Consider the following 24,822-nt stretch of genomic DNA (forward strand, 5'->3'; position numbering starts at 1 on the left):
GTGGTTCCGCTGCTCAGTGATCCGACGAGCGCTGTCCTGAGCGGACAGCTGCTCGTTTCGATCCCGATCGCACTGCTCGCGGGGCTCGTGTCGTTCCTTTCTCCGTGCATCCTGCCCCTGCTCCCTGGCTACATGGGGCTCCTCGGGGGTATCGCGGGCAAGGAGAATTCCCGGCGACGCCTCGTCGCGGGGGTCGCGCTCTTCATTCTCGGATTTACCGCGATCTTCGTCGTGATGAACGCGGTCGTCGGTGGCGTCGGATACTTCTTGATGATCTGGGGTGACCTCATCACCCGAATCCTGGGAGTCGGGCTGATCCTGCTCGGGATCGTCTTCCTCGGAGGGATCCCGTTCCTCCAGAGAACGGTGAAGCCGAAGCAGCGTCGTACGGTCGGCCTCTGGACCGCTCCGCTCGTCGGTGTCGTCTTCGCGCTCGGTTGGGCGCCATGCTCGGGCCCGACGCTCGCTGCGATCGGTTCGCTCAGTTTGATCTCCGGCTCGGCCTGGCAGGGCGCGTTGCTCGGGCTCTTCTATTCGCTCGGACTCGGGATCCCGTTCCTAGCGATCGCGTTCGGCCTCGGCTGGGCGACGAAGAGCGTTTCTTGGGTCCGTCGGAACATTCGAGTCATCAACATCATCGGTGGTGCCATGCTGATGCTCATCGGAGTTCTCATGGTCACGGGAGTCTGGACGAAGCTCATGAGCATTATGCAGTTGTGGATGGTGAACATTGTCCCGGTCATCTAAGAGTGACGAGGCGGGGGTCGACCCGCAACGTCCGGACGACTACGAAGACGGCACGACCTCGGGCACCCCGGCCGAGCGCGCTCCACGGGGTCCGAAGCTCTCGCCGCTCGAATGGTTGCGCTTTGCTTGGCGCCAGCTGACGAGTATGCGCACCGCGCTCGTGCTCCTCCTGATGCTTGCGCTTGCGGCGGTCCCCGGTTCGCTCGTTCCGCAGTACTCCAGTGACCCGAACGGTGTCACGGTGTGGCGCGATTCGAACCCGAATCTGCTGTGGATGGCGGATCTCCTGCAACTGCACAACGTCTACACCTCCATCTGGTTCTCCGCGATCTACCTCCTCCTGTTCATCTCGCTCATCGGCTGTGTGCTGCCGCGGACGAAGCACCACTGGAAAGCACTCCGCACGCAGCCACCGAAGACGCCCTCTCGCCTGCAGAAACTCGTCGGATACACGACGATCCCGGGAACCGAAGCTGACATCGACCGGGCCGAAGCCCTGCTTCGGAAGTCCGGATACCGAGTCCGCCGCGAACCGACGAGTGTTTCAGCGGAACGCGGTTACCTTCGTGAGACCGGGAATCTGATCTTCCACGCGGCTCTGGTCGGCGTGCTCATCAGCGTCGCGCTCGGTGGTGCGCTCAGCTACAACGGTCAACGGCTCGTCGTCGAAGGCCAGACTTTCCCGAACGTGCTGTCTTCCTACGACTCCTTCCGTGAAGGACCGTGGTTCGATGCGAATCACTTGCCCGCGTATTCGATCGGTCTGAACTCGCTCGAAGTCGAGTACGAGTACGAGAACCAGAACGCCTTCGGAATGCCTCTCGATTTCACGGCGAACGTCGAAGTCACCGACGACGAGGGAACTCGAGACGGGGAAGTGAAGGTCAACGCGCCGCTGCACATCCAGGGCAACGACGTGTATCTCATCTCGAACGGGTACGCACCGAAGGTCACGGTCCGTGATGCCAACGACACCGTGATCTTCAGCGACTTCGTCCCGTTCCTCGCGCAAGACGACAACCTCACCAGTCTCGGCATCATCAAGGTGGCGGACGGTTTCGAGCAGCAGCTCGGCTTCCGAGGATTCTTCTACCCCTCCGCGGCGACGCTCGAGACGGGCGCACTGACATCGGTGTTCCCAGATCTCGTCAACCCGTACCTCACGCTCGAGTTGTACCAGGGTGATCTCGGCCTCGACGATGGGATCCCGCGCTCCGTCTACGCGCTCGACACGGCAGAACTCGAACAGATCGCCGGCCGCGAGGCTGAGGTCCCGACGCTCGAAATGGCGCTCGGTGCGACTGTCGACCTGCCGAATGGTCTCGGCACGATCACTTTCGACGATGTGCAGCGGTACGCCGTCTTCGACGTCCACCACGACCCGACGCAGCTGTGGGTGCTCGTCTTCGCGGTCGTGCTCTTCGGCAGCCTGATCATCTCGCTCTTCATTCGACGACGCCGCGTCTGGGTGAAGGCGACGCCGAATGGTCTCGAACTCGCAGGTCTTGCGCGCGGCGATGACCCGACGCTCGAGGCGGCGGTCGCGAACCTCGCGGAGAAGCTCGCGGCAGAACTGCACCCGGAGGGCACCACCGAGCCCTCGAACGAGAAAACCTCGCCGCCTTCCGGCGACAAGAAACCACCGAACGTGAACGACGACCCGGGAGTAGAATCGCGCAATGATTAACGAGAGTCTCGACGCGTACTCGATTGTGCTCGTCTACTCGGCGATCGGCGTGTACGCCCTCGCCTTCCTCATCTTCGCGTTCGACCTCGTCAAGGCGCCGCAACGTGAACTCCGCGCCACGAACAGCGGATCGCAGACTCTCGGAGCTGCTGCCGGCGGCGGTGTCACGACCCTGACCCGTCCGAAGGCGGGGGCGAAGAATCGAACCTTCCGGCGCCCACTGCTGCGCGTCGGTTTCGCGCTCACGGTGCTCGCATGGATCCTGCACGTGACGGCGACCGTGATGCGCGGTGTCGCCGCGGGCCGTGTCCCGTGGGCGAACATGTACGAGTTCGCCCTCACAGGCGTCGTCATGATCGTCGGCGTCTTCATCTTCTCGATCTTCTGGCGCGACCTTCGCTTCCTGGGCGTGTACATCACGGGCCTCGCGGTGATCTTCCTCGGCCTCGGTGCCGTCAACTTCTACGTCGCGCCGATTCCTCTGCCGCCAGCGTTGCAGTCGATCTGGATCGTGATCCACGTGTTCGTTGCTGTGCTCGGAACGGGGTTCTTCGGTGTTGGCGCCGGAATCAGCATCCTGCAGCTCATTCGAGACCGCTCTGCGAAGTCGCGATTCGTCTCACAGCTGCCGAACACTGTCACGCTCGAGGACCTGGCGTACCGCCTCAACGTCATCGGCTTCATCATGTGGACCTTCACCCTCATCGCTGGCGCGATCTGGGCGCAGGCAGCCTGGGGCCGCTACTGGGGTTGGGACACCAAGGAAGTCTGGACCTTCATCATCTGGGTCATTTACGCCGGCTACATTCACGCGCGTGCGACTCGCGGATGGCGGGGCACCCGTTCGGCGTGGCTGTCACTGGTCGGGTTCGCGGCGCTGATCTTCAACTTCACCGTCGTCAACTTGTTCTTCAAGGGACTGCACGCCTACTCGGGCCTGTAAGCCTCCGCTCGAGCGGGATTCCGCGAGCGGCTTCCGCGATGGCTGTCGCCAGTCTTGGCACGCGCGACGTTTTACGCGCGTGCTGACCGCTCGCGACTCAGAAGCGCGAGCGCATCGCTTGCGCGCTGCATCCACCAATCGCGACGATCCGCGGTGACGGCGAACTCTTCGAGCCGCGCAGCATCGGGAACGACTCGGGCAGGAGAGACCGCGCCGTCAACTGCCTGCACGCCCGGCGTCGCGATGTCGTACTCGAACAGCGACCGAGTTCCGAGCCCGCAGTCGAACGGCAACTCCGGAAGCGCGGCTGCGAGCGCCGCACCGAGGCTCAACCCGATGCTCGAGTCGAGCGCGCTTGAAACGACAACCGGGAGGCCGGCCTGGCGGGTGATCTCGAGAGCTCGTTGGAGACCACCGAGCGGCTGCGCCTTCACGACAAGAATGTCGGCAGCACCCGCTCGCGCAACCGCGAGCGGATCGCTCGCCTTCCGGACGCTCTCGTCGGCCGCGACGGGAATCGTGAGCTTGGAGATTCGCTGACGAACCTCGGCGAGTTCCTCAACGCTTGCGCACGGTTGTTCGACGTATTCGAGGTCGAACGGTTCGAGCGCTCGAATCGCGGTCTCTGCCTCATCGACGTTCCAACCGCCATTCGCGTCGATGCGGAGGCGACCGGAATCTCCGAGAAACTCTCGCGCTGCCGTTGCCCGCGCGACATCGTCGGCGAGGCTCTGGCCACGTTCGGCGACCTTCATCTTGACGGTTCGGCATCCTGGAAACCGGCTCAGGACTTCTGCGACCCGGCTCGCTTCGATCGCAGGGAGCGTGGCGTTCACCGGCACCGCTTCGCGGAGGGGCTCTGGTCGCGGCGTCCAGGCATCGAGGATCGCGGCATGCAGCCAAGCGCTCGCTTCAGCCGTGCCGTACTCGAGAAACGGGCTGAACTCGCCCCACCCGCTCGGACCATCGATCAGCGCGATTTCGCGGTGCGTGACGCCTCGAAAGCGGAACGCGAGCGGGAGTCGCACGACATGCATTCGTTGCAGGAGATCGTCGCGAGTGGGAAGAAAGTCTGACATCGCTTCATCGTCGCACGACTCGGCGCGAATACGGTGACTGCTCGGCGCGTATACAGCGTTGTTCCAGCGTTCTTCCGAGAGACTGAAGGAATGACCGAGCTGCCATGGGTGCACGAGACACGTCGCCCGCCAGGAACCCCGATGTACCGCTCCCCGAAGTGGGGCATCATCGCGCTCATCGCGGCTGGGTTGAGCGGCGGCTTCGTCCTGATCGCGTTTCCCATGATCTCGATCGTCCCCTCGTTCCTGCCGATCGCGATCTGGGGTGTCATGACGCTCGCGGCCATGGTCGCGATCGCAACCGCCGTGGTCCAGCGCGGGACCACGAACTTCGTCCTAGCGGGGATCGGACTCGCTGTCGTCCTGTTCTCCAACCCGGTCACGTTCATGCTCTTCATCACCCTCGTGCTCAATGGCTAAGACGCTCAAGGGCTCGCTCGATTCCGCCGCGCAATGGACCGGCGACAATGCGAAAGTCTTCGGCCGAATCAGCGCCTGGATGATCCCGGTGAACGTGATCTTGCAGGTCGCGAGCTTCTTGGCGCAGTTCGATCTCTCGCTGGCCCCGACGCCTGGCCAGGCACAGGGCGTCTGGACTTTCTTCGCGATCGTCGTGATCGCCGGCATCCTCTCGGTGGGGCTTGGTCTGTTCGCGCTCGCTCGCCCCGAAGGCCGCCGCACGGGTGGAATCGGCGCCTTCTTGAACGCTCCGCTGCTCCTGCTGTTCTTGCTTGCCAGCAACGCCCTGTGGAATTCGCTGGCAGCGTTCAGCGTCTAAATATTGCTCCGCGAGTGGACGCTTCGAAGTAGGCTGAACAGGTGACTGTTTCTGAGCTTTTCGATGCAACCCAGTGGCAAGATGCGCCCGTCGCGAAGGCTTTCACCGACATCACCGTCCACCACTCGAACTGCGGGCAGATCGCGCGAATCGCCTTCAACCGGCCCGAAGTCAGAAACGCATTCAGGCCGCAAACCGTTGACGAGCTGGCACTGGCGCTCGACGATGCACGGCAGAACCCGCGGATCGGTGCGGTGCTGCTCACGGGCAACGGCCCGAGCCCGAAAGACGGAGGCTGGGCGTTCTGCTCCGGCGGCGACCAACGCATCCGCGGTAAAGACGGCTACAAGTATGCAGACGGCGAGACCGCGAGCTCGATCGATCAGGCCCGAAACGGTCGCCTCCACATTCTCGAAGTACAGCGCCTCATTCGGTTCATGCCGAAGGTCGTGATCGCGGTCGTGCCCGGCTGGGCCGCTGGTGGCGGACACTCGCTGCACGTGGTCTGCGACCTCACGATCGCGAGTATCGAACACGGCAAGTTCAAGCAGACTGACGCCGATGTCGGATCGTTCGACGCGGGCTACGGCAGCGCCTACATGGCCCGCCAGACCGGTCAGAAGTTTGCGCGCGAAGTGTTCTTCCTCGCTCGCGAATATTCCGCAGAGCGTGCGCTTGCAGCGGGCGCGATCAACGCCGCGGTGCCGCACGCCGAACTCGAAGCGACCGCGCTCGATTGGGCACGCGAGATCCTGACGAAGAGCCCCACCGCGATCCGGATGCTGAAGTACGCCTTCAATGCCGTCGACGATGGACTCGTCGGACAGCAACTGTTCGCCGGTGAGGCGACGCGCTTGGCCTACGGCACCGATGAGGCCGTCGAGGGCCGAGATTCCTTCCTCGAAAAACGAGCGCCCGACTGGTCGCCCTACCCTTGGCAGTACTGATGGAACCCGTCGTCATCGAAACGGGCGGTTCCAGCGGGATCCCAAAGAAAGTCGTCTTGTCGCGCGCTGCGATCGACGCGAGCACGGTCATGGCGAACGAAGCCCTCGGTGGACCGGGCCAGTGGGTCCTTGCACTCCCCGAGAACTACGTCGCCGGACTCAATGTCGTCGAAAGGAACGCTGTCAGCGGCGCAGAGTTGATCCGCATGGAGGGCACGTTCACGCCGGAGCATTTCGTTGAGGCCCTCGACAAGATGTCGCACGAGCGTCGGTACACGAGCCTCGTTCCGACGCAACTTGCACGCCTTGTCGACGCCGCGTGGCTCGACCGGTCCTTCATTCAACCGGTGCGCTCTTTCGATCGAATTCTGCTCGGTGGTCAAGCACCACCGCCCGGGCTCGTCGAGCGCGCAACACAGCTCGGCTGGAAGATCACGCGCACCTACGGCGCAACCGAAACGTGCGGCGGGTGCATCTGGGAAGGCCGAGTGATCGGCAATACCAAGATCCGTCTGACCGATCAGATCGAGATCGCCTCGGACACGCTCGCCGACGGGTACCTCGATAATCCTTCGTTGACGGCAGAACGCTTCGTCGACGGTCTCGATGGCGTCCGCTGGTACCGCACGGGCGACGCCGGCTCCATGATCGGCGGGCAACTGCACGTCACTGGTCGCCTCGACGACGTCATCATCTCCGGTGGCATCAATGTCTCGCTGGGTGCCGTGGAACGGATCGTGCAGAGTTTCGCCTCGGACGCGGTCGTCGTGCCTGGCCCTGACCCGGAATGGGGGCAGGTGCCGGTCGTCGTGACGACCATGCGCCCCGACCTCGGTGAGATCCGCGCGGCGGTCGCGAACTCGCTCGGGAAGGCGGCGCGACCGAATCACGTGTTGACGGTCTCGACCATTCCGCGCATGATCTCCGGAAAACCGGACCGAAAGCGACTCACCGACCTCGTGCGAAAGCGCAGTTCCTTCAAGACGCAGAAGCGTCGAAGCGCGCCCTGGATTCGCTGAACCCAGAGCACACAGCAGGGGCGGGACACCAATCGGTGTCCCGCCCCTGTTGTGATGAGCGAGGTGTTAGGAGCGTGCCTCTGCGGGCGCAACAGCCTGCTTCGACATCTCTTCGAACTCTGCTTCGATGCTGTCGTCACGCTTGTACGTGAGCTTCGAGACGACGATCGCGACGATGAGTGCGAGCGCGAACGCCGGCACGATTTCGTACATCGTGTTCTTGAGCGCATCGATGTTGCCCCAGACGAAGACGACGACGGTACCGGTGATCATTGCGGCGATCGTGCCCATGCTGGTCAGCTTCTTCCAGAACAGCGAGAGCAGGATGACGGGGCCGAACGCGGCACCGAAGCCTGCCCAGGCGAACCCGACAAGACCGAGGATCGTGTCGTTCGGGCTGATCGCGAGGATTCCGGCAACGAGTGCAACCGCGAGCACACCGAGGCGGCCGAGGATGACCTGCTTCTTCGCTGACGCTTCTTTTCCGACGAGCTTGTACATGTCTTCGACGAGCGCCGAGGAGCAGACGATGAGCTGCGAGGAGACGGTCGACATGATCGCTGCGAGCACGGCGGCGAGGACGAGACCTGCCACGAGCGGGTGGAACATGATCTGCGACAGGCGCAGGAACACGGTCTCGGGGTTCGCGAGGGTTTCGTCGTTGAGGTAGAAGTAGCCGACACCGATGAGACCGGTCAGGATCGCGCCACCGGCGACGAGGACCATCCAGCCGATACCGATACGGCGGCCGACCTTCGCGTCAGCTGCTGAACGGAGTGCCATAAACCGCACGATGATGTGCGGCTGACCGAAGTAGCCGAGACCCCATGCGGCGGCGGAGAGGATGCCCATGAGGGTTCCACCGAAGATCAATGAAGTGCGGTTGAGTTCATCTCCCGCAGCGGCGCTGGCGTTGAACGCAGCATCGGCGGCGTTGATGGCTTCGAGCGTCGGGCCCCAGCCGCCCATCGTGACGATCGTGACGATCGGCACGGCCACGAGCGCGGCGAGCATGAGGAGGCCCTGTGCGACGTCCGTGAGCGAGGCGCCGAGGAATCCGCCGAAGAGCGTGTAGATCAGGGTGATTCCGGCGACGAGCGCGAAGCCCCAAATGTAGTCAGTGCCGAAGGATGCCTCCATGAACACGCCACCGGCGACCATGCCGGAGGACACGTAGAAGGTGAAGAAGATGAGAATGATCAAGCTCGCGGTAATTCGGAGGGCCCGCGACTTGTCCTTCAGGCGGTTCTCGAAGAAGCTCGGCAGCGTGATGGAGTTGTTCGACACTTCGGTGTACGCGCGTAGGCGTGGAGCGACGAACTTCCAGTTGAGCCATGCCCCGATCGTGAGGCCGATGGCGATCCATGCTTCGACGAGACCTGAAACGTAGATTGCTCCGGGCAGACCCATGAGGAGCCATCCGGACATATCGGATGCGCCGGCAGAAAGCGCTGCTGTACTCGGCTTCAGTTTGCGACCGGCGAGCATGTAGTCGTCGAGGTCGGTGGTTTTGCGATATGCGTAGAAACCGATTGCGAGCATCGCTGCGAAATACACAGCGATGGCAATGAGCTGGAATGTTTGCTCAGTCAAAGAAGCCCCTCCGGGAACTTGTGGTGATGACGCGTTCCCACTGAAGAGCGAGAGCCGGCGCTGGACGCCCAGAAGTATGACAGGGGAAACGAACGTTCATCGAATCTTGTGACCGTTTCGTTACAACAAGAAGATTGACAAATTGCTCAATGTCGGAGTGATTTTGCGGCGAGTTCGAGCGCCTCCCGAACAGCGCGAGTCGCAGGGTTGTTCTCGCTCGCATGGCGTCGCGCGGTGAAGAGTTCTCGCTCTGGTTTGCCGGGCAAATCGTGCACCTTCACAGCGGCCCTGCGAGTGGCCCAGACGAGGTCGGGCAGGAGCGCGACCGCGTTGCCGGATTCGACCAGTTGCACGTGCGCCTGGAGGTCCGCCGTCTCGTATCGGACGTCGGGCTCGAATCCGGCGCTCCTGCACGCCTGCTCGGCGAAATGCCGTGACGCGGCACCGCTCGGCTCCATGACCCAGGGCAGTGCTGCTGCATCCTGCAGGGTCGTGACCTTGGCGAATGCGCTGATGTCGCTGTGCTCCGCGACTGCGAGTCGGATACGGTCGCGGACGAGCGGCTGCCGGTCGAGTTCCTCGTAATGCGGGGCCGCGTGGCCCGGGTACTGCTCCGCGACGACGAGGTCGAAGTCCCTCGCCCAGGTCTCGCGAAGAGCTGTCTCTGGCTCTCGTTGCACGACGATTGCTCGGACGAGAGGGTGGAGTTCGCGCAGAGAGTGGAGCATTCGCGGAAGCAGCGCGAGCGCTGCGGTTTGGAACACCGCGAGCCGGACGGTCCCGGTGACTTCCGGGAGCGTTGCAGCGAGCGCCGACTCGGCGCGTTCGATTGCGGCGAAGATCTCGCTCGCGTGCGAAACGAGGACCTCGCCTTCGTGCGTGAGCTGGAGCCCTCGACCGCTCTTGCGAATCAGTTCGACTTTCGCCTCTCGCTCGAGCGTGGCGAGCTGTTGTGAGACCGAGGACGGGCTGAAGTTGAGCGCCTCGGCGACTGCGGAGATCGTGCCCCGGGTGCTGAGTTCTCGCAGCAGTCTGAGCCGTTTTACGTCGATCGACGGAGCTTGTTTCGGCACGAACGCCACCTTTCGGTTTTCCTTCATCTTAATCATCGGAAAATCGCGCTTTACCGAAAGAACTGTCGCAATGTATTCATAAGGGGAGAGCGTTTGCGGGCGAAGTCGCCTGCATGGATCGCTCGGGACTCTCGAAGGAGCGCGCACGCATGACGAACCCGGCGAACACCACAGAACACGCCATCCCGGCGCAGCTTGCCGACGAGGCGGTCGCGCTCGTGCGCCGCTGGCTCACAGAAGCCTCACACGCTCCGGTCGATGCTTCTGGCGAACAGCTCGCAGGAGTCCTCAAGGACCCGAGCGGGCTCGACTTCACGGTCGGCTTCGTCGATGGCGTCGTCCGCCCCGAAGACCTCTCGGTCGCTGCAGCGAACCTCAGCACCATTGCCGCAAAGGCCCCCGCATTCCTGCCCTGGTACATGCGCCGCGCCATCGAACTCGGCGGGCTCACCTCTCGGGTTGCGCCCGGTGTCGTGATTCCGATCGCCCGGAAGGTGCTCCGCAAAATGGTCGGGCACCTCATCGTCGACGCAACCGACTCGAAGCTCGGCGGATCGATCGCGAAGCTGCGCCGCGAAGGCGTCCGGCTCAACATCAATCTGCTCGGCGAAGCAATTCTCGGCAAGGGCGAAGCAGACCGCCGCCTTGCCGGCACGAAGAAGCTGCTCGAACGCGACGATGTCGACTACGTCTCGATCAAGGTCTCCTCGACGGTTGCACCACACAATCACTGGGCCTTCGACGAGGCTGTCGAGCACATCGCCGACGAGCTCGCGCCGTTGTTCCGGATCGCGAAGCAGAGCCCGAAGTACAAGTTCATCAACCTCGACATGGAGGAGTACAAAGACCTCGACCTCACGATCGCGGTCTTCACGAAGCTTCTCTCGGCCCCTGAGTTCAAGGACCTCGAGGCGGGCATCGTGCTGCAGGCGTACCTGCCGGATGCCTTGAGCGCCATGATGCACCTGCAGGAGTGGTCGGCCGACCGCGTCGCAAACGGTGGAGCCCCGATCAAGGTCCGTCTCGTCAAGGGCGCCAACCTGCCGATGGAGGTCATGGAAGCCGACATTCACGGCTGGCCGCTCGCGACCTGGCACAGCAAGCAGGCAAGCGACACCTCGTACAAGAGCGTCTTGAACTATGCGCTGCACCCGGAACGCGTGAAGAACGTGCGACTCGGCGTCGCCGGCCACAACCTCTTCGACATCGCCCTTGCCTGGCTCCTCGCGAAAGAACGAGGCGCAGCAGACGGCATCGAGTTCGAAATGCTCCTCGGCATGGCGACCGCACAGGCAGAGGCAGTCCGCAAGGACGTCGGTTCCTTGTTGCTCTACACGCCCGTCGTGCACCCGAACGAATTCGACGTCGCGATCGCATATCTGATCCGCCGACTCGAAGAAGGCGCCAGCACGGAGAACTTCATGTCGGCGGTGTTCGAACTCGAAAAGAACGAGGCGTTGTTCGAGCGCGAGAAGCAGCGGTTCCTTGCTTCGCTCGCAGACCTCGACGGCTCGGTGCCACCACCGAACCGTGATCAGAATCGCAGCGCCTTCGAAGCCGAGCAGGAGCTCCAGGCGGTCCTCGCGCAGGTCGAATCCGGCCGCAAGGGCGACCACGCAGGGCTCGGTCCTGTTGCGAATTTCCAGAACACCCCCGACACCGATCCTGACCTCCCGGCCAACCGTGCCTGGGGTCGCGAGATCCTCGAGCGCGTTCCCGCGTCGACGCTCGGTATCGAGCTCGCGGATTCGAGTGTCATCAAGAACGAGAACGAGCTCGGCGAGATCATGACGACGGCAACGACTGCCGCGAAGTCCTGGGGAGCGCTCTCGGGCACCGAGCGTGCGGCAGTGCTGCACCGCGCGGGTGTCCGGCTCGAAGCTCGACGCGCGACGCTGCTGGAAGTCATGGCGAGCGAGTGCGGCAAGACGCTCGACCAGTCTGACCCTGAAGTCTCCGAGGCAATCGACTTCGCGCACTACTACGCAGAACTCGCAGTCGAACTCGACTCGGTCGATGGTGCACGCTTCGTGCCCTCGACGCTCACCGTCGTGACTCCGCCGTGGAACTTCCCCGTCGCGATCCCTGCGGGCTCCGTGCTCTCGGCACTTGCTGCGGGCTCGGCCGTGGTGATCAAGCCCGCGAAGCAGGCGCGTCGTTGCGGCGCCGAGATGGTGGAGGCCATTTGGGAGGCGTTCGACGAGGCTGGGATCAGCCGCGACGTTCTGCAGTACGTGCAGGTCGCAGATCGCACGCTCGGCACCGCGCTCGTCGCGCACCCCGCGGTTGATCGTCTGATCCTCACCGGCGGTTACGAGACCGCGGAACTCTTCCGCTCGTTCCGCAAGGATCTGCCACTGCTGGCGGAAACCTCCGGGAAGAACGCGATCATCGTCACCCCGTCTGCAGACCTCGACCTTGCTGCGCGCGATGTCGCACAATCGGCCTTCGGTCACGCGGGCCAGAAGTGCTCCGCCGCTTCTCTCGTGATCCTCGTCGGCTCGGTCGCGAAATCGCGCCGTTTCAAGAACCAGCTGCTCGACGCGGTTCGTTCCCTGCAGGTCGGCTACCCCGTCGACCCGGGCACGCAGATGGGACCGGTCATCGAGCCCGCGGAGGGCAAGCTGCTGCGCGGCCTCACGACCCTCGGCGACGGCGAAGCATGGGCGATCCGTCCGAAGCAGCTCGATGACTCCGGCAAGCTTTGGAGTCCCGGCGTTCGCTACGGCGTCAAGCGCGGCAGCGAATTCCACAAGACCGAGTACTTCGGTCCGATCCTCGGCGTGATGACCGCGAAGACGCTCGACGAGGCCATCGCCATGGTCAACGAGATCGACTTCGGCCTCACCTCCGGGCTCCACTCCCTGAATCCGAGCGAACTCGCGCCGTGGCTCGCGAAGATCGATGCGGGCAACCTGTACGTCAACCGTGGAATCACGGGCGCGATCGTTCGCCGTCAGCCGTTCGGCGGCTGGAAGAAGTCGGCGGTCGGCGCTGGAACGAAGGCCGGCGGTCCGAACTACCTCGTGGGCCTCGGGGCATGGGAGAACGCACCGCTCGAGAAGCGTTCGACTGAGGAGCGTCCGCTCTCCGGCGCCAACGCGGCACTCGTTTCGTTCGCAAAGGACGCGAGTGTCAGCGAAGAAAACCTGCACTGGCTGCAGACCGCACTGCTCGATGACGCAAGCTGGTGGGACCGCGAGTTCGGTGTCGCCAAGGACGTCAGCGGATTGCGTGCAGAGCGCAACGTCTTCCGTTACCGGCCGCTGCCGGTGACGGTTCGTCTCGGCGCTGGGGCGGCTGACGAGCGAGCCCTGGTTGAGGTGCTCCGTGTGCTCGGTGCTGGCATCCTGGCGCGACACGACGCGCACTCCGCCACTCCGACTGCAGCGCCCGTGACGTTCTCGAGTGCGACGCCAGTGCCGAACAATCTTCGTCACGTGCTCGAAGAGCGCGGGATCAGCGTGCACCACGAAGAAGACGCAGACTGGAAGCGTCGTCTCTCGCAGTTGGCTGCGCAGGACGGCCCCCACGCTGGGCACCGTGTCCGACTGATCCACGAGTCGCTGCAAGAGGCAGCGGCAGCGGTCGATGGGAAGCCCGACATTGCGTTCTACGGCAATCCAGTGGTCGCCTCTGGTCGTATCGAGCTGCTCACCTTCTTGCGTGAGCAGGCAATTTCGGTGACGGCACACCGCTTCGGCACACCGAACCACCTCAGCGACGAGCTGCTGTAGGCGACGCACTCAATACAGAGAGAATTGGCGTACGGCCACCGTCGAGCAATGAGGAGGGCTCCGCACCACGTGGTGCGGAGCCCTCCTAGCGTCTGTGTCAGTGCGCGGTGTTCGCCCAGGTGCGCCGTGGGAGCACGAGGATGCCGCCGTGAACGGGGTGTCGCACGATGTCGACGGGGTGGTGGTAGACCGATTCGAGCAGCTCGGCGGTGATCGTTGCCGGTGGCCCGGCGGCGGCAACTTCGCCGTGCTGCAGGAGGATCACGTGATCCGCGATCGTGAGCGCCGCATCGAGGTCGTGGAGCACGACGACGACGGTGCCCCCTGCGCGAGCGACTTCACGAGCGATCCGGAGCGTCGCATCCTGATGGCGGAGGTCGAGCGCTGCCGTGGGTTCGTCGAGGAACATGACGCTCGTGTCTTGCGCGAGCACCCGAGAGAGTTGCACGCGTGCACGCTCGCCACCGGAGAGGCCGAGGATCGTGCGGCCCGCGTTCTTGCTCGACTCCGTTTCTTGGAGCGCGTCGTGCACGATCGCTGCACGCTCCGCGGCGCCCTCGATGTCCCGCCAGGGCCGTCTGCCGAGCGCGACGATCTCGGTGACGGGATAGTCGAAGGCGACTGGATTCTCCTGCGCGAGGACGCTCCGGCGGCGGGCAGCCTCTGCGGGCGTAAAACTCGAAAGCGTCGCATCGTCAAAGTGCACCGAGCCGGAGTCGGGATCGAGGTCGCCCGCGAGGATCCCGAGCAGCGTCGACTTCCCGCTCCCGTTCGGTCCGATCAGCACCGTGACCGTGCCGGCTGTCGCGGTGAGTGACACGTCCCGCAGGATCGGCGTGCCCTCGATCGAGAAATTGATGGAGTGAGCAGTGATGCGCGTCATGCGATCCCTCCGCGGCGCAGCCTGGTGCGGAGCAGGATGAAGAAGACGGGCCCGCCGATCACGGCCGTAAATACGCCGATCGGAAGATCCGTGAAGGGAATGAGCGTGCGGGCGCCGAGGTCGCTGAGTGCGATGAGCAGTGCTCCGCCGAGTGCCGAGAGCGGGAGGATCAGCGACTGCCTGGGCCCGACGAGGAGTCGCAGCAGGTGCGGCACGATGAGCCCGACGAACCCGATCACGCCCGCCGCTGCCACGGCACCTGCCGTTAAGAGTGCGGCACAGAGAATCGCTTGAATCCTGAAGCGGCGGAGCGAAAGCCCCGTGTGCACTGCAGCGCGCTCGCCGATTGCGAGCGAATCGAGTCCGCGGCTGAGGGTCATCGCCCAAGCGAGCCCAATGAGCACGGTGATCGCGACCGGGCCGAAGATCTGCCAGGTCGAACCATTCAACGAACCGAGTTGCCAGAACACGATCGCCTCGCGACTCGTGCTGTCGGCGAGGAAGATGACGAGCGATGATGCGGCGCCAGCGACCGCGTTGATCGAGATTCCGACGAGCACCAGCACGAGTGTCGTGGAGCCGCGGATCGACGCCGCGAGGATCCACACGAGCATGGTCGTGAGGATCCCGCTGGCAAAGGCGGCCGCTGGCACGAGGAACGTGAGCGTCCCCGCCGCGCCGAACACGATCGCAATTGCTGCGCCGACGCCGGCACCGGCGGTGATACCGATGACTCCGGGTTCGGCCAGCGGGTTCCCGAACAGGCCCTGGGTGATGCTGCCCGCGGTGGCGAGCGCTGCGCCGACGAGTAGACCGAGCATGATGCGGGGAATCCGGACATTCCAGAGCGCACCGTCGTTGAGGTGCATGCTCGGATCGGCTTCGACCAGGCCGAGGCGACGCCCGAAGGACTGCAGGATCTCCGGGAGGCTCAGCGAATACTGGCCGAGCAGCAGTGAGGCGAACGCCGTCACGCACAGTGCCACGATCAGTGCGAGCGCGACCGGAGCGACCCTGCGTCGTCGACGCGGGGTCGCCTCGGTCGCTGCGACCGCAGCGGTAAAGCGGCCAAGTGGCTGAGCACTCACAAGTGTTCCTTAGGAGGTGGGTTGGTAGACGGCGTCGGTCAATGCGATGAGCACCGCCGGGTAACTCGGCCCGAAGGAGAGCACCTGGCCGTCGCTCATATCGACCACGCGCTGATTCTGGCCGGCCGTGGTGTCCGAGACTCCCGGTCGCTTGAGGAAGCCCTCGAGCCCGCCGGTCGATTCGAGTCCACCGGTCATCGTGAGCAGGACTTCCGGGTTCATGACCAGGAGGGTTTCGGCGCTCGCCGGCACGATGTCGTTCATTCCGGCTGAGGTCGCTGCGTCTTCGCCTCCGATCGCAGCAATGAGGTCATCGCCGCCGGAGCCCTTGCCCATGACGAAGAACACACTGCCGGTCCCGCGCACGTACACGAACGCCATACGGACGGGGTCGAATCCCTCGGTGACAGCGGCGACGTATTCGTTCGCGACCTCGAGTTCACGCTCGAATCGCTCGACGAGGAGCGCTCCCTGCTCGACGACGCCGAGCGCTGAAGCGACCATCTCGATCTGCTCGGTGATGAGATCGATGCCGCGCTCAGAGCTCACCAGCAGCACGGGGACACCGGAATCACGGAGTTGCTGCGGCGTTTCGGGCGGGCCCATCGTGGTGTCCATGATCACGAACGTCGGTTGGAGGCTCAGGATCGCTTCCGCATTCAACTCGTGGCCGTTTTGCGTCACGACGGGGAGATCAGCGATCGCCGTCTCGCTGTTCGAGATGGAACGGCCCACGAGGTTATCGACCAGACCGAGCCCGATGACCGTTTCGACGAGGGTTCCGTAGAGATCGAGTGCGAGGAGCCGTGAGACGTCGGTGATCTCGACGCTCACGCCGTCCTCGCCCGTGAGGGTCACGGGAAGCACGGGGGTCGGTGTCGCGCCGACCGGGGTGATCTCGTCAACCTGTGCGGCAGTCGACGGGCCCGTGATCGTACGGGGGTCCGGCACGGAGAGCGCCGGAGCCTCCGTTGCGGATTCTGTCGGTGGGGTCGACGAGGCGCTCGTCGTGGAGGAGGTGCTGCTGCTCGGAGCCGGAACGCCGGATGCGGCGCACCCGCTGGTCAAGACGACCAGCGAGAGCGCCGCAGCGAGGGCTATCCGTGCAGCGGAGTGGCGCCTCACAGTTCCTGCGCACGACGGAAGCGTGCGAATCCGAATCCGAGGAGCAAGAGGAGTGCTCCTGCGATCGGAAGCGCGAGCTCCATGTCGGCGCCGGTCTTCGGCAGGGTTCCAGCAGCAGAGGAGCACTCCACTTCGCCGCCCAGAGGGAAGCTGAAGGCGAGAGTGTCGAGTGCTTCGCCTGCGCTGTAGAACCCGGCGAAGGCTTGTGAACCAGCAGCGGTCAGCGTCGCACCCGCACCGGTGACCGAGATCGATCCGCCAGTGCTGCTTGCCGAGAAGCTCAGCGAAGCGAAGTTGATGCCGTTGTAGGTTCCGGTGGTTCCGTCCATCGACTTCGACACGACATCAGCGATGAGGTAGCCGCTCGAGGCGCTGTTCATCTTGATGCGGACGTTGCTGATCTTCAGATCGAGCGCGCCGTTGTGGCCCGTGAACTGCAAGGTTCCCGCGTAGCGGACCGTTCCGGTCATCGTGTCGGTGTTGATGCTGCCCGTGCCGCCGCTCCAGGCCCAACCGCCGGAGACGTCAGTGATGTTGCCGCTCGTGGTCCAGCCTCCGTTGGCGATGCCGCCGGAGATGTAGTTCCGGAACGAACTGCGGACTCCCCAGTTGAGGGTTGCGCCACTGACGCTGACCGCGGCGCAGGTCTCGATCGGGGTTGCTGCCGGAGTGCCTGCTGGTGCAGCGACGCCACCGTTGTCGACGCCTCCGTTGTTTCCGCCGTTGTCGACGGCTGGGTTCTCCACTGCGGGAGGCGTCGTTCCTGGCGTCACGGGCGGGGTGACAACCGGGACGGTCGGGTTCTCAACGAGTGCGAGTGTGAACGCAGCGTTGATCGGATCGAGGTCGGTACCGGCTTCGTAGAAGCCGCCGAATGCTGCGGCACCAGCGTCAGTGAGCACTGCCGGAGCGTTCGCGATCGAGATTTGGCCCTCGCGGATGTTCACGTTGTCGAGCGAGACGGTCGCGAACTCGACCGAGTCGAAGATCGCGTACTCACCCTGGGGTGCGCCTGGAGCCATGCCTGTGAATTCCTTCGAGACGATGTTCGCGACGATCGTGCCCTGCGTTGCAGAGTCGATGCGGAGGCGAACGTCACTGATTACGAAGTCGAGCGCTCCCGAGTGGCCGGAGAATCGAACTTCGCCGGGGAACAGGACGGTCGCAGTGTTGCTCGCCGCGTCAGCAGTGCCGATGCCGCCAGCCCAGTCGAAGCTCGCGTCGTTCGCGGTGACTCCGTTGACGGTGACAGCGCCACGAGCAATCGGGCCACCAACGTAGTTGCGGAACGACGTCTTAATGTTCCAGCTGAGCGAACCGTTGCTCGTTGCGAGGCCGGTTTCGGTCGTAGGTGCTGATGCTTCCGGTGCCGGTGGCGGGGTCACGGCCGGCGTGCTCGGCGCAGGGTTGCTCGGAGCGGGCGTTGATGGCTCTGGCGTGACGACTGGCTCAGAAGGTGCCGGGGTCGATGGCTCTGGCGTCACGACGGGTTCGCTCGGCGCAGGGGTCGAAGGCCCTGGCGTCTCGACAGGCTCAGATGGAGCTGGCGTCGAGGGCTCGGGGGTGACAACGGGCGCGAGCTGGAGCGTGAAGCTCACCGGTTCGACTGGATCGCCGGGGTTGTAGCTCGATCCGAAGGGCTCGGCGCCCACTGCAGTGAACACCGCGGGAGCGTTGGCGACGGTGATGGTGTCTCCGCTGACAGCGCCTTCGGGGATGACGAAGGAGGCCATGTCGATGTCGTTCCAGGTCTGGATGCCGCTTCCGTCCATGGCCGCGCTCGAGGCGTCCACCACGATCGTTCCGGCGGTCGCCGAATCGATGCGGACACGGACGTCGCTGACGGTGAGGTCGAGAGCACCGTTGTGCGCGGTGAAGTGAACTGTTCCCGGGAATCCGACGAGCGCAGAGGGCGTCGCAGTGTCTGCAGTGCCCGTGCCTCCGCTCCAGTTGAACACGTTGCCGGTGCGCTGGAGGCCGTCTGACATTGTGATGGCGCCGCCGGCCCACGGCTGCTGAATGTACGTCACGAACGATCCACGAAGGCCCCAGTCGAGGGTGCCGGATGTGACGTTTTGCTCTGCTGCTGAAGCCTTCGGTGCAAACGCGACGCCGATGAGTCCGGCGAGGACGAGCATGAGGGTCAGTGCAAACGCGATGGCTGAGCGGCCGATTTTCGGCGCAGTTCGATCCATGAGTTTCTCCTGGTGAAAGGTCATGCCACTGCATCTTGCAGTGTTAGGTAAGGCTTACCTTACTCACACAATTCCATTCGTACAACGACGAAGTTCCGGCCAGCGAACACGCAGTCCGCGGCAGATACACTCGCTAATCGTGGCGGATCGTAAAAAACAGACCAAACGTGGAGCACAGAGCACGGCGAAACGAGGCGCCCGAAATCGGGAGCAACGTGAAACCGTCGTCGGCCGAAAGGCGACCGCCCGCGATTGGATCGGCGCCGCCCGGCCACGCACCCTCACCATGTCGATCACGCCCGTCGCGCTCGGCACCGCGGCGGCATTCAACGTTGCGGGCTGGCACCTCGGTAAAGCGCTCCTGTGCCTCGCAATCGCACTGTTCCTGCAGATCGGCGTGAACTTCGCGAACGACTACTCCGACGGCATCCGCGGCACCGACGACACCCGCTCCGGACCAGCACGTCTGACCGGCGGCAGGCTCGCCGAACCCGCGCTCGTCAAGCGGGTTGCGATCGCATGCTTCGTGATCGCAGCGCTCGCAGGCCTCGCGCTCACGGTCTGGACCATGCAGTGGTGGCTGCTCGCGATCGGAGCCGTCTGCATTCTCGCCGCCTGGTTCTACACCGGTGGCAAGCGCCCGTACGGCTACATGGGTCTTGGCGAACTGATGGCGTTCCTGTTCTTCGGAATCGTGGCGACCGCCGGAACGACCTGGGCGCAAATCGGCCGCGTGACCGAGGATTCGCTCTGGCTCGGTGGCGCGCTCGGCTGTTTCGCCGCCGCGATTCTGCTCGTGAACAACATCCGCGACATCGACGGAGACCGCTTCGTCGGGAAGCGCACCCTCGCGACCTTCATCGGCCTCCGTGCGTCGAAGATTCTGTTCGCGATCCTGGTGACCGCACCCTTCGTCGTGCTTTGGCTCTACTCGCTCGCACTCGCGTTCGGGGGCTATGTCTTCTTCTCGGCATTGCTCGCGGGACCGGCCGTGCTGATCGTCCTGTTCGGTCGGAGCGCGAAAGACTACGTTCTCGCGCTCACCCTCACCTCGTTGACCTCGCTCATCTACGGAATCGGTTTGGCGATCGCGATCTGGGGTGGGGTCTTCGGATTCCAGGCGCCTGTGATCCCCGACCAGACACCGGTCCCAACGCCGTAACGGTCGGCTGCGTTCGCTGACGCAACGCGAACGCCGGATGTGGAGAACCGTCCGAGCGTAGAGCAAAGGCCGAACGTGGAACACAGCCCGAACGTGGAACACAGGCCGAGCGTGTGCCGGGGCTGTGCGACACCCTTAGATCGTCGGGGGACTCTTCCGCTCACGGGAAGAAGCCTGCTCGTCGATCACGCCGAATGGCTCATTCGCATCGACCGCAGGGTGCGCTGACGCTTCGGCATCGACACCGTCGAGCACCGAATCCTCGGCGTCGTCGTCCTTCGTCGTTTTCGTTGCTCGCTGGCGGGCGAGCGAGGCCGCCGCGGCGTCGCGCTGGCGGCGGAGAAACACGTATGAGGCGCTGAATGCGAAGAGCAGCGCCACGGGGAGAGACACGTACCACGCCACGTTCGCGATCATCAGAATGGTGAACGGGACGAGGAAGAGGAGTGTGCGCCAGAGGGAATATACGAAGACCGCCTTCATGCCTTGCAGCCTACCGCGTCGCATCGCGCCCGATTCGGGACCAAATCGTTCGCTGATGGCGCTCAACGAGGCGCCTACGCCTGCGATCCGCCTTGTACCCTAGGGGCATGAGATTTGTCATCATCGGAATAGTGCTCGCGCTTGTGATGATGATCTATGCGCTTGTTGACCTGACAACAACCGATGATCGTCGGATCCGAAAGCTCAACCGAATTCTGTGGGTGGTCCTCATCCCTTTCGTGCCAGTGATCGGTCCGCTCGCCTGGTTGACGTGGGGCAAGCTGCCTCGCACGCAATTCCGCCCAGAAGGTCCAGAAGATCGCACCGACTTCGCGCCGAAGAAGCGCGCCGATGACGAAGAAACCGACCGTCGGATCCGCGAACTCGAAGAGCAGCTCAAAGCGCTCGACGATGAGCCTCTCGACCCGAAGGCCCAGAAGCCAGGAGACGAGATCGTGACCGCTGCCGAGGGCGAGGCTGCAGTCCACGACGATGAGACGCAGACCAACGGCGACGACACCGTGCCGCCGGTTCAACCTCGAGACATCGACAGTAGCCCGACACCGGGTTCGGAATCGCACCGTGATTCCGATGACAAGCCCGGCGCCGGGGGATGACCGCGTTCGGAGCCTCCGAATACTCGATCCGTTTTCTCGGTGCGCTCGCAGCGCTCGGTGTCCACGACATCGTCGTCTGCCCAGGAAGTCGTTCGCAATCGCTTGCGCTCGCAGCAATCGAACTGGAGCGCTCGACACCCGAACTGCACGTGCACGTCAGGACCGACGAGCGGACCGCTGGCTTCCTCGCACTCGGCCTCAGCCGAGAGAGCGCCCGACCCGTTGCCGTGATCGTGACGAGCGGAACCGCGGTCGCGAATTTGCACCCGTCGATTCTGGAAGCACACCACTCTGACATTCCGATGCTGGTGCTGAGCGCCGACCGACCGCCCGAGATGCTCGGTATTCGGTCGAACCAGACCACGGTGCAACGAGGAATCTTCGGCGGCGTCGAAACCCTGGTCGCCTCGAGTGCGCAGGTCGAGCGCGATGCCGACTCCGACCCCTTCGCCGACGCGCGCGCGGTCATGCGTGCCGCGCAACGCAGAGCCTCTGGCGTCATCGGCAGACCCGTGCACTGCAACATTCCATTCCGCGAACCACTCTCGGGTGTCGTCGAACTCGACGACGCCCGCTCGGAGATCGACGCGTTCGGATCTGAGCACGCGGCCGACGAATGGAGCACCGATCTTGCGGTCGTCGCGGACGAGTTCAGCGCAGCACCGCCGGTGATCCATGCCGAGCCCGGCACCATCGTTGTCGCCGGTGCAGACGCGGGACCGCGCGCCGAGGCGCTCGCCTACGCCCTCGGCGCGCCCCTCATTGCGGAACCGAGTTCGAACGCCCGTTTCGGGCCGAACCTGGTCGTCGAAGCAAGCGAGTTGCTCGCGAGTGAACTTGCCGAGGAGATCACTCGAGTCGTCGTCGTGGGGCATGTCACGCTCGCACGGCCCGTCGTTGCACTCATTCGGCGCAGCGACATCACGGTGCTCGTCGTCCCGCACGGTGGAGAAGAGCATGCGGGAACGGTGCTCGAAGAGTTTCCCGAAGTCGCCGAGCCACCTGGGCCCTGGCACCGAGCCTGGGTTGGACGCTGGGTCACGCAGAGCCGGGCACTCGCGGAGGCGCGGGCCATTGCGTCTTCGCCTGCCGCGCCGAATCCCGAGCTCCCGCGTGCAGAATTCGCTCGCGCAGAATTGAGCGCTGCTCGCGCCGCGGTCACTCGCGCCAGCCTGGCCCGAGCGCTCTGGCAGCACACATGGCCTCATGATCGACTCGTGCTCGGAGCCTCGCAGCTCATTCGCGATACCGACCTCAACGTGCAGGGGAAACCGATCACCGTGCACTCGAACCGTGGACTCGCCGGCATCGACGGCACCGTTTCCACAGCGATTGGTATCGCTCTCGCGCATGATCGTGCAGAACTCGGGGGAACGACTCGCGCCCTCATGGGCGACCTCACCTTCCTGCACGATGCGAGCGGTCTCGCGATTCCAGAGGGTGAAGCATTGCCGCGCCTGCAGATCATCGTCGGCAACGACCTGGGCGGCGGTATTTTTGCGGGGCTCGAAGTCGCGAAATCAGCCGATCCCGCGGATTTCCGAAGGGTGCAGTTCACGCCGCAAGCGGTCGAGCTCTCGGCGCTCGCCGCAGCGTATGGCTGGTCGTACACGAAGGTTGTCGACCATGCCTCGCTGGAACGAGCACTCACCACCGCGGAGCCCGGCATCGTCGAAGTCGTCCTCTAGGCGAGGGCAGTGCGCCTCCGGGTGAACAATCGTGCGCAAGAGATCGCCCTCGCACCCTTTGCGGCACTCGCAGCCAGCGTTGTTCCAGGGCACGGAGACGTCGGCTCGGACGCTTCGCAAGGTCTCGATGCAGATCGCACCTGGATCGCGGCGGTGATGGCGAGCGGTGACTCTGACGATGCGCGAATCGAGAACGACGCGATGCTGGAGATGCATCGCAGGCTCCAGCGCCTGATGCAGTAAACACCTCGATCGGCCAGATGCTGCTCGGTACACTGGCGTATGGATTCCATTGCTGACGCGCTCCGAGTTACCGGCCCAGAGTTTTCACTTGCTGACCACGACCCGAATGCGACTCCCGGCTTCACCGGGAAGAAGTCCGAGGGTCGGGCGCTCCTGGAAGAACGCACCGAGCACCTCGCTGAACTGCAGGAAAAACTCTTTGCAGCGAGCCGGATCGGCGCGAGCGATCGCGTGCTGCTGGTTCTGCAGGGAATGGACACGAGCGGCAAGGGCGGAATTCTCCGTCACGTCGTCGGCGCGGTCGACCCGCAGGGTGTGCAGATCCACGCGTTCAAATCACCGACGAAAGAAGAACTCGCGCACGACTTCTTGTGGCGAATCAGACGGGAGTTGCCTGGTCCCGGCATGATCGGCGTCTTCGATCGTTCGCACTATGAAGACGTGCTCATTCACCGGGTGCGCGGACTCTCAACGCCAGCGGAGATCGAAGAGCGGTACGGGATCATCCAGGATTTCGAGGCTTCGCTCGCCGAAAACGGGATCCAGGTCGTGAAAGCCATGCTCCACATCAGTAAAGAGGAGCAGGGCGAGCGGCTGCTCGAACGCCTCGACCGGCCGGAGAAGCACTGGAAGTTCAACCCGGGCGATATCGATGAGCGCGAGCACTGGGAGGCCTATCAGGAGGCGTACCAGATCGCGATCGAGCGAACGGCGACGCCGATCTCACCCTGGCACGTGGTGCCCGCGAACAGAAAATGGTTCGCGAGGCTGGCCGTGCAGTCGCTCGTCATCGAGGCGCTCGAGCGCATCAACCCGCAATGGCCAGAGGCGGATTTCGACGTTGCACATGAGCGTGCCAGGCTCCTCGAACTCGGCGCGATCGGCAGCGCGGAGTAAAGCGCAGCGCGAGACGCACAGATTCGAACTTGTACGACTCGCCGGGGCTACGCCGCGAGGGGCAACCGGGAGAATTTCCCCATCGTGCTGACCCAAGGGGCGGTGAGCGCATCGAAGCGTTCGCGGGTGAACTCGCCGTTCCCGATGTTGTGCGACACCGCAACGGCCTGTTTTGTTTGCGAAAGCGCAGCCGCGAGGCGAAGCTGCTCGGCGTTGTCATTCACGCGAGTCGGAGCGAAGTAGGTGAACGCGAGGTTTGCAGAGCGGGCCGCGCAGTCGCGCAGTTGCGTGCTCTCGAAGGCATCGCGCAGCGACGCCTCTGCAAGCCGAATCGATCGCGCCAAGGCGCCGTGACTTTCGGCCTGCTCTCGGTGCAGGGCGATGATCGAGGCGGCTTGCCGTGGAGTGAGCAAAACCGCAGCGCCGTACACCGCGCACACCAGCTTCCAGCTCGGTCCGAACGCGGCTTGCAGTGCCTCTTCGGGGCTTTCGAGCGGATTCGGTGCGAGTGCTCGCGAGTCGCGGTAGTTCAGGAGCGAGGTGACAACCCCGAAGGTCTCGGGGTGTTCCACTGCAACGGTCTTCGCGCAGGCGGTGCGAATCTGGTCGAGCGACCAGGGGCGATTGCCAAACTTGGCTTCCGTCTCTCTCGTCACCAGAATGCACACGTGCTGCAGTTGCGTCGTTAAGGTCATGCGTCCGTTCTCGGGCTCGGAAACTCCATAGAAAAACGCTACGGGCGCCGAAAAATGGTGTCCACCGGGCCCAGGGCGTGCCGCCACTGAACTTTGTTGTCGACTACTGAATTTGACGTGGACGTCGGAGTTTCAGCGCACGA

General features: G+C 64.0%; 22 protein-coding genes. 13 read left to right on the forward strand and 9 right to left on the reverse strand.

The features are described from left to right. The first annotated feature begins 9 nt into the window (after positions 1–9). The 3 genes from U2H20_RS10085 to ccsB are packed head-to-tail and all read left to right on the forward strand — an operon-like array spanning position 10 to position 3,377. Positions 10–747: a cytochrome c biogenesis CcdA family protein gene (locus U2H20_RS10085; protein WP_430593630.1), complete on the forward strand. Its 738-nt coding sequence runs from the start codon at positions 10–12 to the stop codon at positions 745–747. Beyond that, on the forward strand, positions 731–2,434 hold the full coding sequence (gene resB, locus U2H20_RS10090) for a cytochrome c biogenesis protein ResB (RefSeq protein WP_430592155.1): 1,704 nt from the start codon (positions 731–733) through the stop codon (positions 2,432–2,434). Before U2H20_RS10085 ends, resB begins: the two co-directional genes overlap by 17 nt. Beyond that, positions 2,427–3,377, forward strand: a complete 951-nt coding sequence (ccsB, locus tag U2H20_RS10095; RefSeq protein ID WP_430592156.1) for a c-type cytochrome biogenesis protein CcsB — start codon at positions 2,427–2,429, stop codon at positions 3,375–3,377. The genes resB and ccsB overlap by 8 nt, the downstream gene beginning before the upstream one ends. A 71-nt stretch (positions 3,378–3,448) precedes the next feature. Here ccsB and U2H20_RS10100 read toward each other — a convergent pair whose 3' ends face one another. Then, on the reverse strand, positions 3,449–4,456 hold the full coding sequence (locus tag U2H20_RS10100) for an o-succinylbenzoate synthase (protein WP_430592157.1): 1,008 nt from the start codon (positions 4,454–4,456) through the stop codon (positions 3,449–3,451). Between the two features lie 90 nt (positions 4,457–4,546). On the opposite strand from U2H20_RS10100, the gene U2H20_RS10105 reads away from it, so the two are divergent. The 4 genes from U2H20_RS10105 to U2H20_RS10120 are packed head-to-tail and all read left to right on the forward strand — an operon-like array spanning position 4,547 to position 7,200. Beyond that, positions 4,547–4,876 carry a hypothetical protein gene (locus U2H20_RS10105; RefSeq protein WP_430592158.1) on the forward strand — a complete coding sequence of 110 codons (330 nt, stop codon included), beginning with the start codon at positions 4,547–4,549 and terminating at the stop codon, positions 4,874–4,876. Then, a complete protein-coding gene (locus U2H20_RS10110; RefSeq protein ID WP_430592159.1) occupies positions 4,869–5,234 on the forward strand; it encodes a hypothetical protein in 366 nt (121 codons plus the stop codon). The genes U2H20_RS10105 and U2H20_RS10110 overlap by 8 nt, the downstream gene beginning before the upstream one ends. A 41-nt stretch (positions 5,235–5,275) precedes the next feature. Next, positions 5,276–6,181: a 1,4-dihydroxy-2-naphthoyl-CoA synthase gene (locus U2H20_RS10115; protein WP_430592160.1), complete on the forward strand. Its 906-nt coding sequence runs from the start codon at positions 5,276–5,278 to the stop codon at positions 6,179–6,181. Beyond that, on the forward strand, positions 6,181–7,200 hold the full coding sequence (locus U2H20_RS10120; RefSeq protein ID WP_430592161.1) for an AMP-binding protein: 1,020 nt from the start codon (positions 6,181–6,183) through the stop codon (positions 7,198–7,200). Before U2H20_RS10115 ends, U2H20_RS10120 begins: the two co-directional genes overlap by 1 nt. 66 nt (positions 7,201–7,266) lie before the next feature. Here U2H20_RS10120 and putP read toward each other — a convergent pair whose 3' ends face one another. Together putP and U2H20_RS10130 are read right to left on the reverse strand one after the other, a co-directional pair. After that, positions 7,267–8,793 carry a sodium/proline symporter PutP gene (gene putP / locus U2H20_RS10125; RefSeq protein WP_430592162.1) on the reverse strand — a complete coding sequence of 509 codons (1,527 nt, stop codon included), beginning with the start codon at positions 8,791–8,793 and terminating at the stop codon, positions 7,267–7,269. Positions 8,794–8,939: 146 nt separating this feature from the next. Continuing rightward, positions 8,940–9,866 (reverse strand): LysR family transcriptional regulator, encoded by a 927-nt coding sequence (locus U2H20_RS10130; protein WP_430592163.1) that lies wholly within the window; start codon positions 9,864–9,866, stop codon positions 8,940–8,942. 149 nt (positions 9,867–10,015) lie between these two features. On the opposite strand from U2H20_RS10130, the gene U2H20_RS10135 reads away from it, so the two are divergent. Next, positions 10,016–13,603: a proline dehydrogenase family protein gene (locus U2H20_RS10135; protein WP_430592164.1), complete on the forward strand. Its 3,588-nt coding sequence runs from the start codon at positions 10,016–10,018 to the stop codon at positions 13,601–13,603. A 97-nt stretch (positions 13,604–13,700) separates the two neighbouring features. Here U2H20_RS10135 and U2H20_RS10140 read toward each other — a convergent pair whose 3' ends face one another. From U2H20_RS10140 to U2H20_RS10155, 4 genes are read right to left on the reverse strand one after another with little or no spacing between them, the layout of a single operon-like run. Next, entirely contained in the window at positions 13,701–14,486 is a 786-nt protein-coding gene (locus tag U2H20_RS10140; protein ID WP_430592165.1) for a heme ABC transporter ATP-binding protein, read from the reverse strand. Beyond that, positions 14,483–15,574 carry a FecCD family ABC transporter permease gene (locus U2H20_RS10145; protein ID WP_430592166.1) on the reverse strand — a complete coding sequence of 364 codons (1,092 nt, stop codon included), beginning with the start codon at positions 15,572–15,574 and terminating at the stop codon, positions 14,483–14,485. The genes U2H20_RS10140 and U2H20_RS10145 overlap by 4 nt, the downstream gene beginning before the upstream one ends. Positions 15,575–15,583: 9 nt before the next feature. Next, complete coding sequence (locus tag U2H20_RS10150; protein ID WP_430592167.1) at positions 15,584–16,699, reverse strand: heme/hemin ABC transporter substrate-binding protein; 1,116 nt, start codon at positions 16,697–16,699, stop codon at positions 15,584–15,586. Then, positions 16,696–18,894, reverse strand: coding sequence for an HtaA domain-containing protein (locus U2H20_RS10155; RefSeq protein ID WP_430592168.1), 2,199 nt, complete (start codon positions 18,892–18,894; stop codon positions 16,696–16,698). The genes U2H20_RS10150 and U2H20_RS10155 overlap by 4 nt, the downstream gene beginning before the upstream one ends. 139 nt (positions 18,895–19,033) lie before the next feature. Between U2H20_RS10155 and U2H20_RS10160 the strand changes: the two genes are divergently transcribed. Continuing rightward, positions 19,034–20,056 carry a 1,4-dihydroxy-2-naphthoate polyprenyltransferase gene (locus U2H20_RS10160; RefSeq protein WP_430592169.1) on the forward strand — a complete coding sequence of 341 codons (1,023 nt, stop codon included), beginning with the start codon at positions 19,034–19,036 and terminating at the stop codon, positions 20,054–20,056. A 135-nt stretch (positions 20,057–20,191) separates the two neighbouring features. Here the strand turns inward: U2H20_RS10160 and U2H20_RS10165 are convergent, their stop codons facing one another. Further along, positions 20,192–20,539 carry a DUF4229 domain-containing protein gene (locus U2H20_RS10165; RefSeq protein ID WP_430592170.1) on the reverse strand — a complete coding sequence of 116 codons (348 nt, stop codon included), beginning with the start codon at positions 20,537–20,539 and terminating at the stop codon, positions 20,192–20,194. Positions 20,540–20,646: 107 nt separating this feature from the next. Between U2H20_RS10165 and U2H20_RS10170 the strand changes: the two genes are divergently transcribed. The 4 genes from U2H20_RS10170 to U2H20_RS10185 are packed head-to-tail and all read left to right on the forward strand — an operon-like array spanning position 20,647 to position 23,984. Beyond that, positions 20,647–21,156 (forward strand): PLDc N-terminal domain-containing protein, encoded by a 510-nt coding sequence (locus U2H20_RS10170; protein ID WP_430592171.1) that lies wholly within the window; start codon positions 20,647–20,649, stop codon positions 21,154–21,156. Beyond that, positions 21,153–22,844 (forward strand): 2-succinyl-5-enolpyruvyl-6-hydroxy-3-cyclohexene-1-carboxylic-acid synthase, encoded by a 1,692-nt coding sequence (menD, locus tag U2H20_RS10175; RefSeq protein WP_430592172.1) that lies wholly within the window; start codon positions 21,153–21,155, stop codon positions 22,842–22,844. Before U2H20_RS10170 ends, menD begins: the two co-directional genes overlap by 4 nt. A 9-nt stretch (positions 22,845–22,853) precedes the next feature. Continuing rightward, positions 22,854–23,087, forward strand: a complete 234-nt coding sequence (locus U2H20_RS10180) for a hypothetical protein (RefSeq protein ID WP_430592173.1) — start codon at positions 22,854–22,856, stop codon at positions 23,085–23,087. Positions 23,088–23,126: 39 nt separating this feature from the next. Continuing rightward, positions 23,127–23,984, forward strand: a complete 858-nt coding sequence (locus U2H20_RS10185) for a polyphosphate kinase 2 family protein (RefSeq protein ID WP_430592174.1) — start codon at positions 23,127–23,129, stop codon at positions 23,982–23,984. Positions 23,985–24,031: 47 nt separating this feature from the next. On the opposite strand, the gene U2H20_RS10190 is transcribed toward U2H20_RS10185, so the two are convergent. Continuing rightward, a complete protein-coding gene (locus U2H20_RS10190; protein ID WP_430592175.1) occupies positions 24,032–24,679 on the reverse strand; it encodes a hypothetical protein in 648 nt (215 codons plus the stop codon). Positions 24,680–24,822: the final 143 nt, after the last annotated feature.

This window comes from Humidisolicoccus flavus (assembly GCF_045689595.1).
GTDB lineage: Bacteria > Actinomycetota > Actinomycetes > Actinomycetales > Microbacteriaceae > Humidisolicoccus > Humidisolicoccus flavus.

Bases quoted from the DNA above. Each gene is read 5' to 3' on its own strand.
- U2H20_RS10190 (WP_430592175.1), bottom strand. From the start codon at position 24,679: ATGACCTTAACGACGCAACTGCAGCACGTGTGCATTCTGGTGACGAGA.
- U2H20_RS10100 (WP_430592157.1), bottom strand. From the start codon at position 4,456: ATGTCAGACTTTCTTCCCACTCGCGACGATCTCCTGCAACGAATGCAT.
- U2H20_RS10185 (WP_430592174.1), top strand. From the start codon at position 23,127: ATGGATTCCATTGCTGACGCGCTCCGAGTTACCGGCCCAGAGTTTTCA.
- U2H20_RS10120 (WP_430592161.1), top strand. From the start codon at position 6,181: ATGGAACCCGTCGTCATCGAAACGGGCGGTTCCAGCGGGATCCCAAAG.
- U2H20_RS10165 (WP_430592170.1), bottom strand. From the start codon at position 20,539: ATGAAGGCGGTCTTCGTATATTCCCTCTGGCGCACACTCCTCTTCCTC.
- menD (WP_430592172.1), top strand. From the start codon at position 21,153: ATGACCGCGTTCGGAGCCTCCGAATACTCGATCCGTTTTCTCGGTGCG.
- U2H20_RS10140 (WP_430592165.1), bottom strand. From the start codon at position 14,486: ATGACGCGCATCACTGCTCACTCCATCAATTTCTCGATCGAGGGCACG.
- U2H20_RS10105 (WP_430592158.1), top strand. From the start codon at position 4,547: ATGACCGAGCTGCCATGGGTGCACGAGACACGTCGCCCGCCAGGAACC.
- U2H20_RS10135 (WP_430592164.1), top strand. From the start codon at position 10,016: ATGACGAACCCGGCGAACACCACAGAACACGCCATCCCGGCGCAGCTT.
- U2H20_RS10110 (WP_430592159.1), top strand. From the start codon at position 4,869: ATGGCTAAGACGCTCAAGGGCTCGCTCGATTCCGCCGCGCAATGGACC.
- U2H20_RS10170 (WP_430592171.1), top strand. From the start codon at position 20,647: ATGAGATTTGTCATCATCGGAATAGTGCTCGCGCTTGTGATGATGATC.
- ccsB (WP_430592156.1), top strand. From the start codon at position 2,427: ATGATTAACGAGAGTCTCGACGCGTACTCGATTGTGCTCGTCTACTCG.
- U2H20_RS10155 (WP_430592168.1), bottom strand. From the start codon at position 18,894: ATGGATCGAACTGCGCCGAAAATCGGCCGCTCAGCCATCGCGTTTGCA.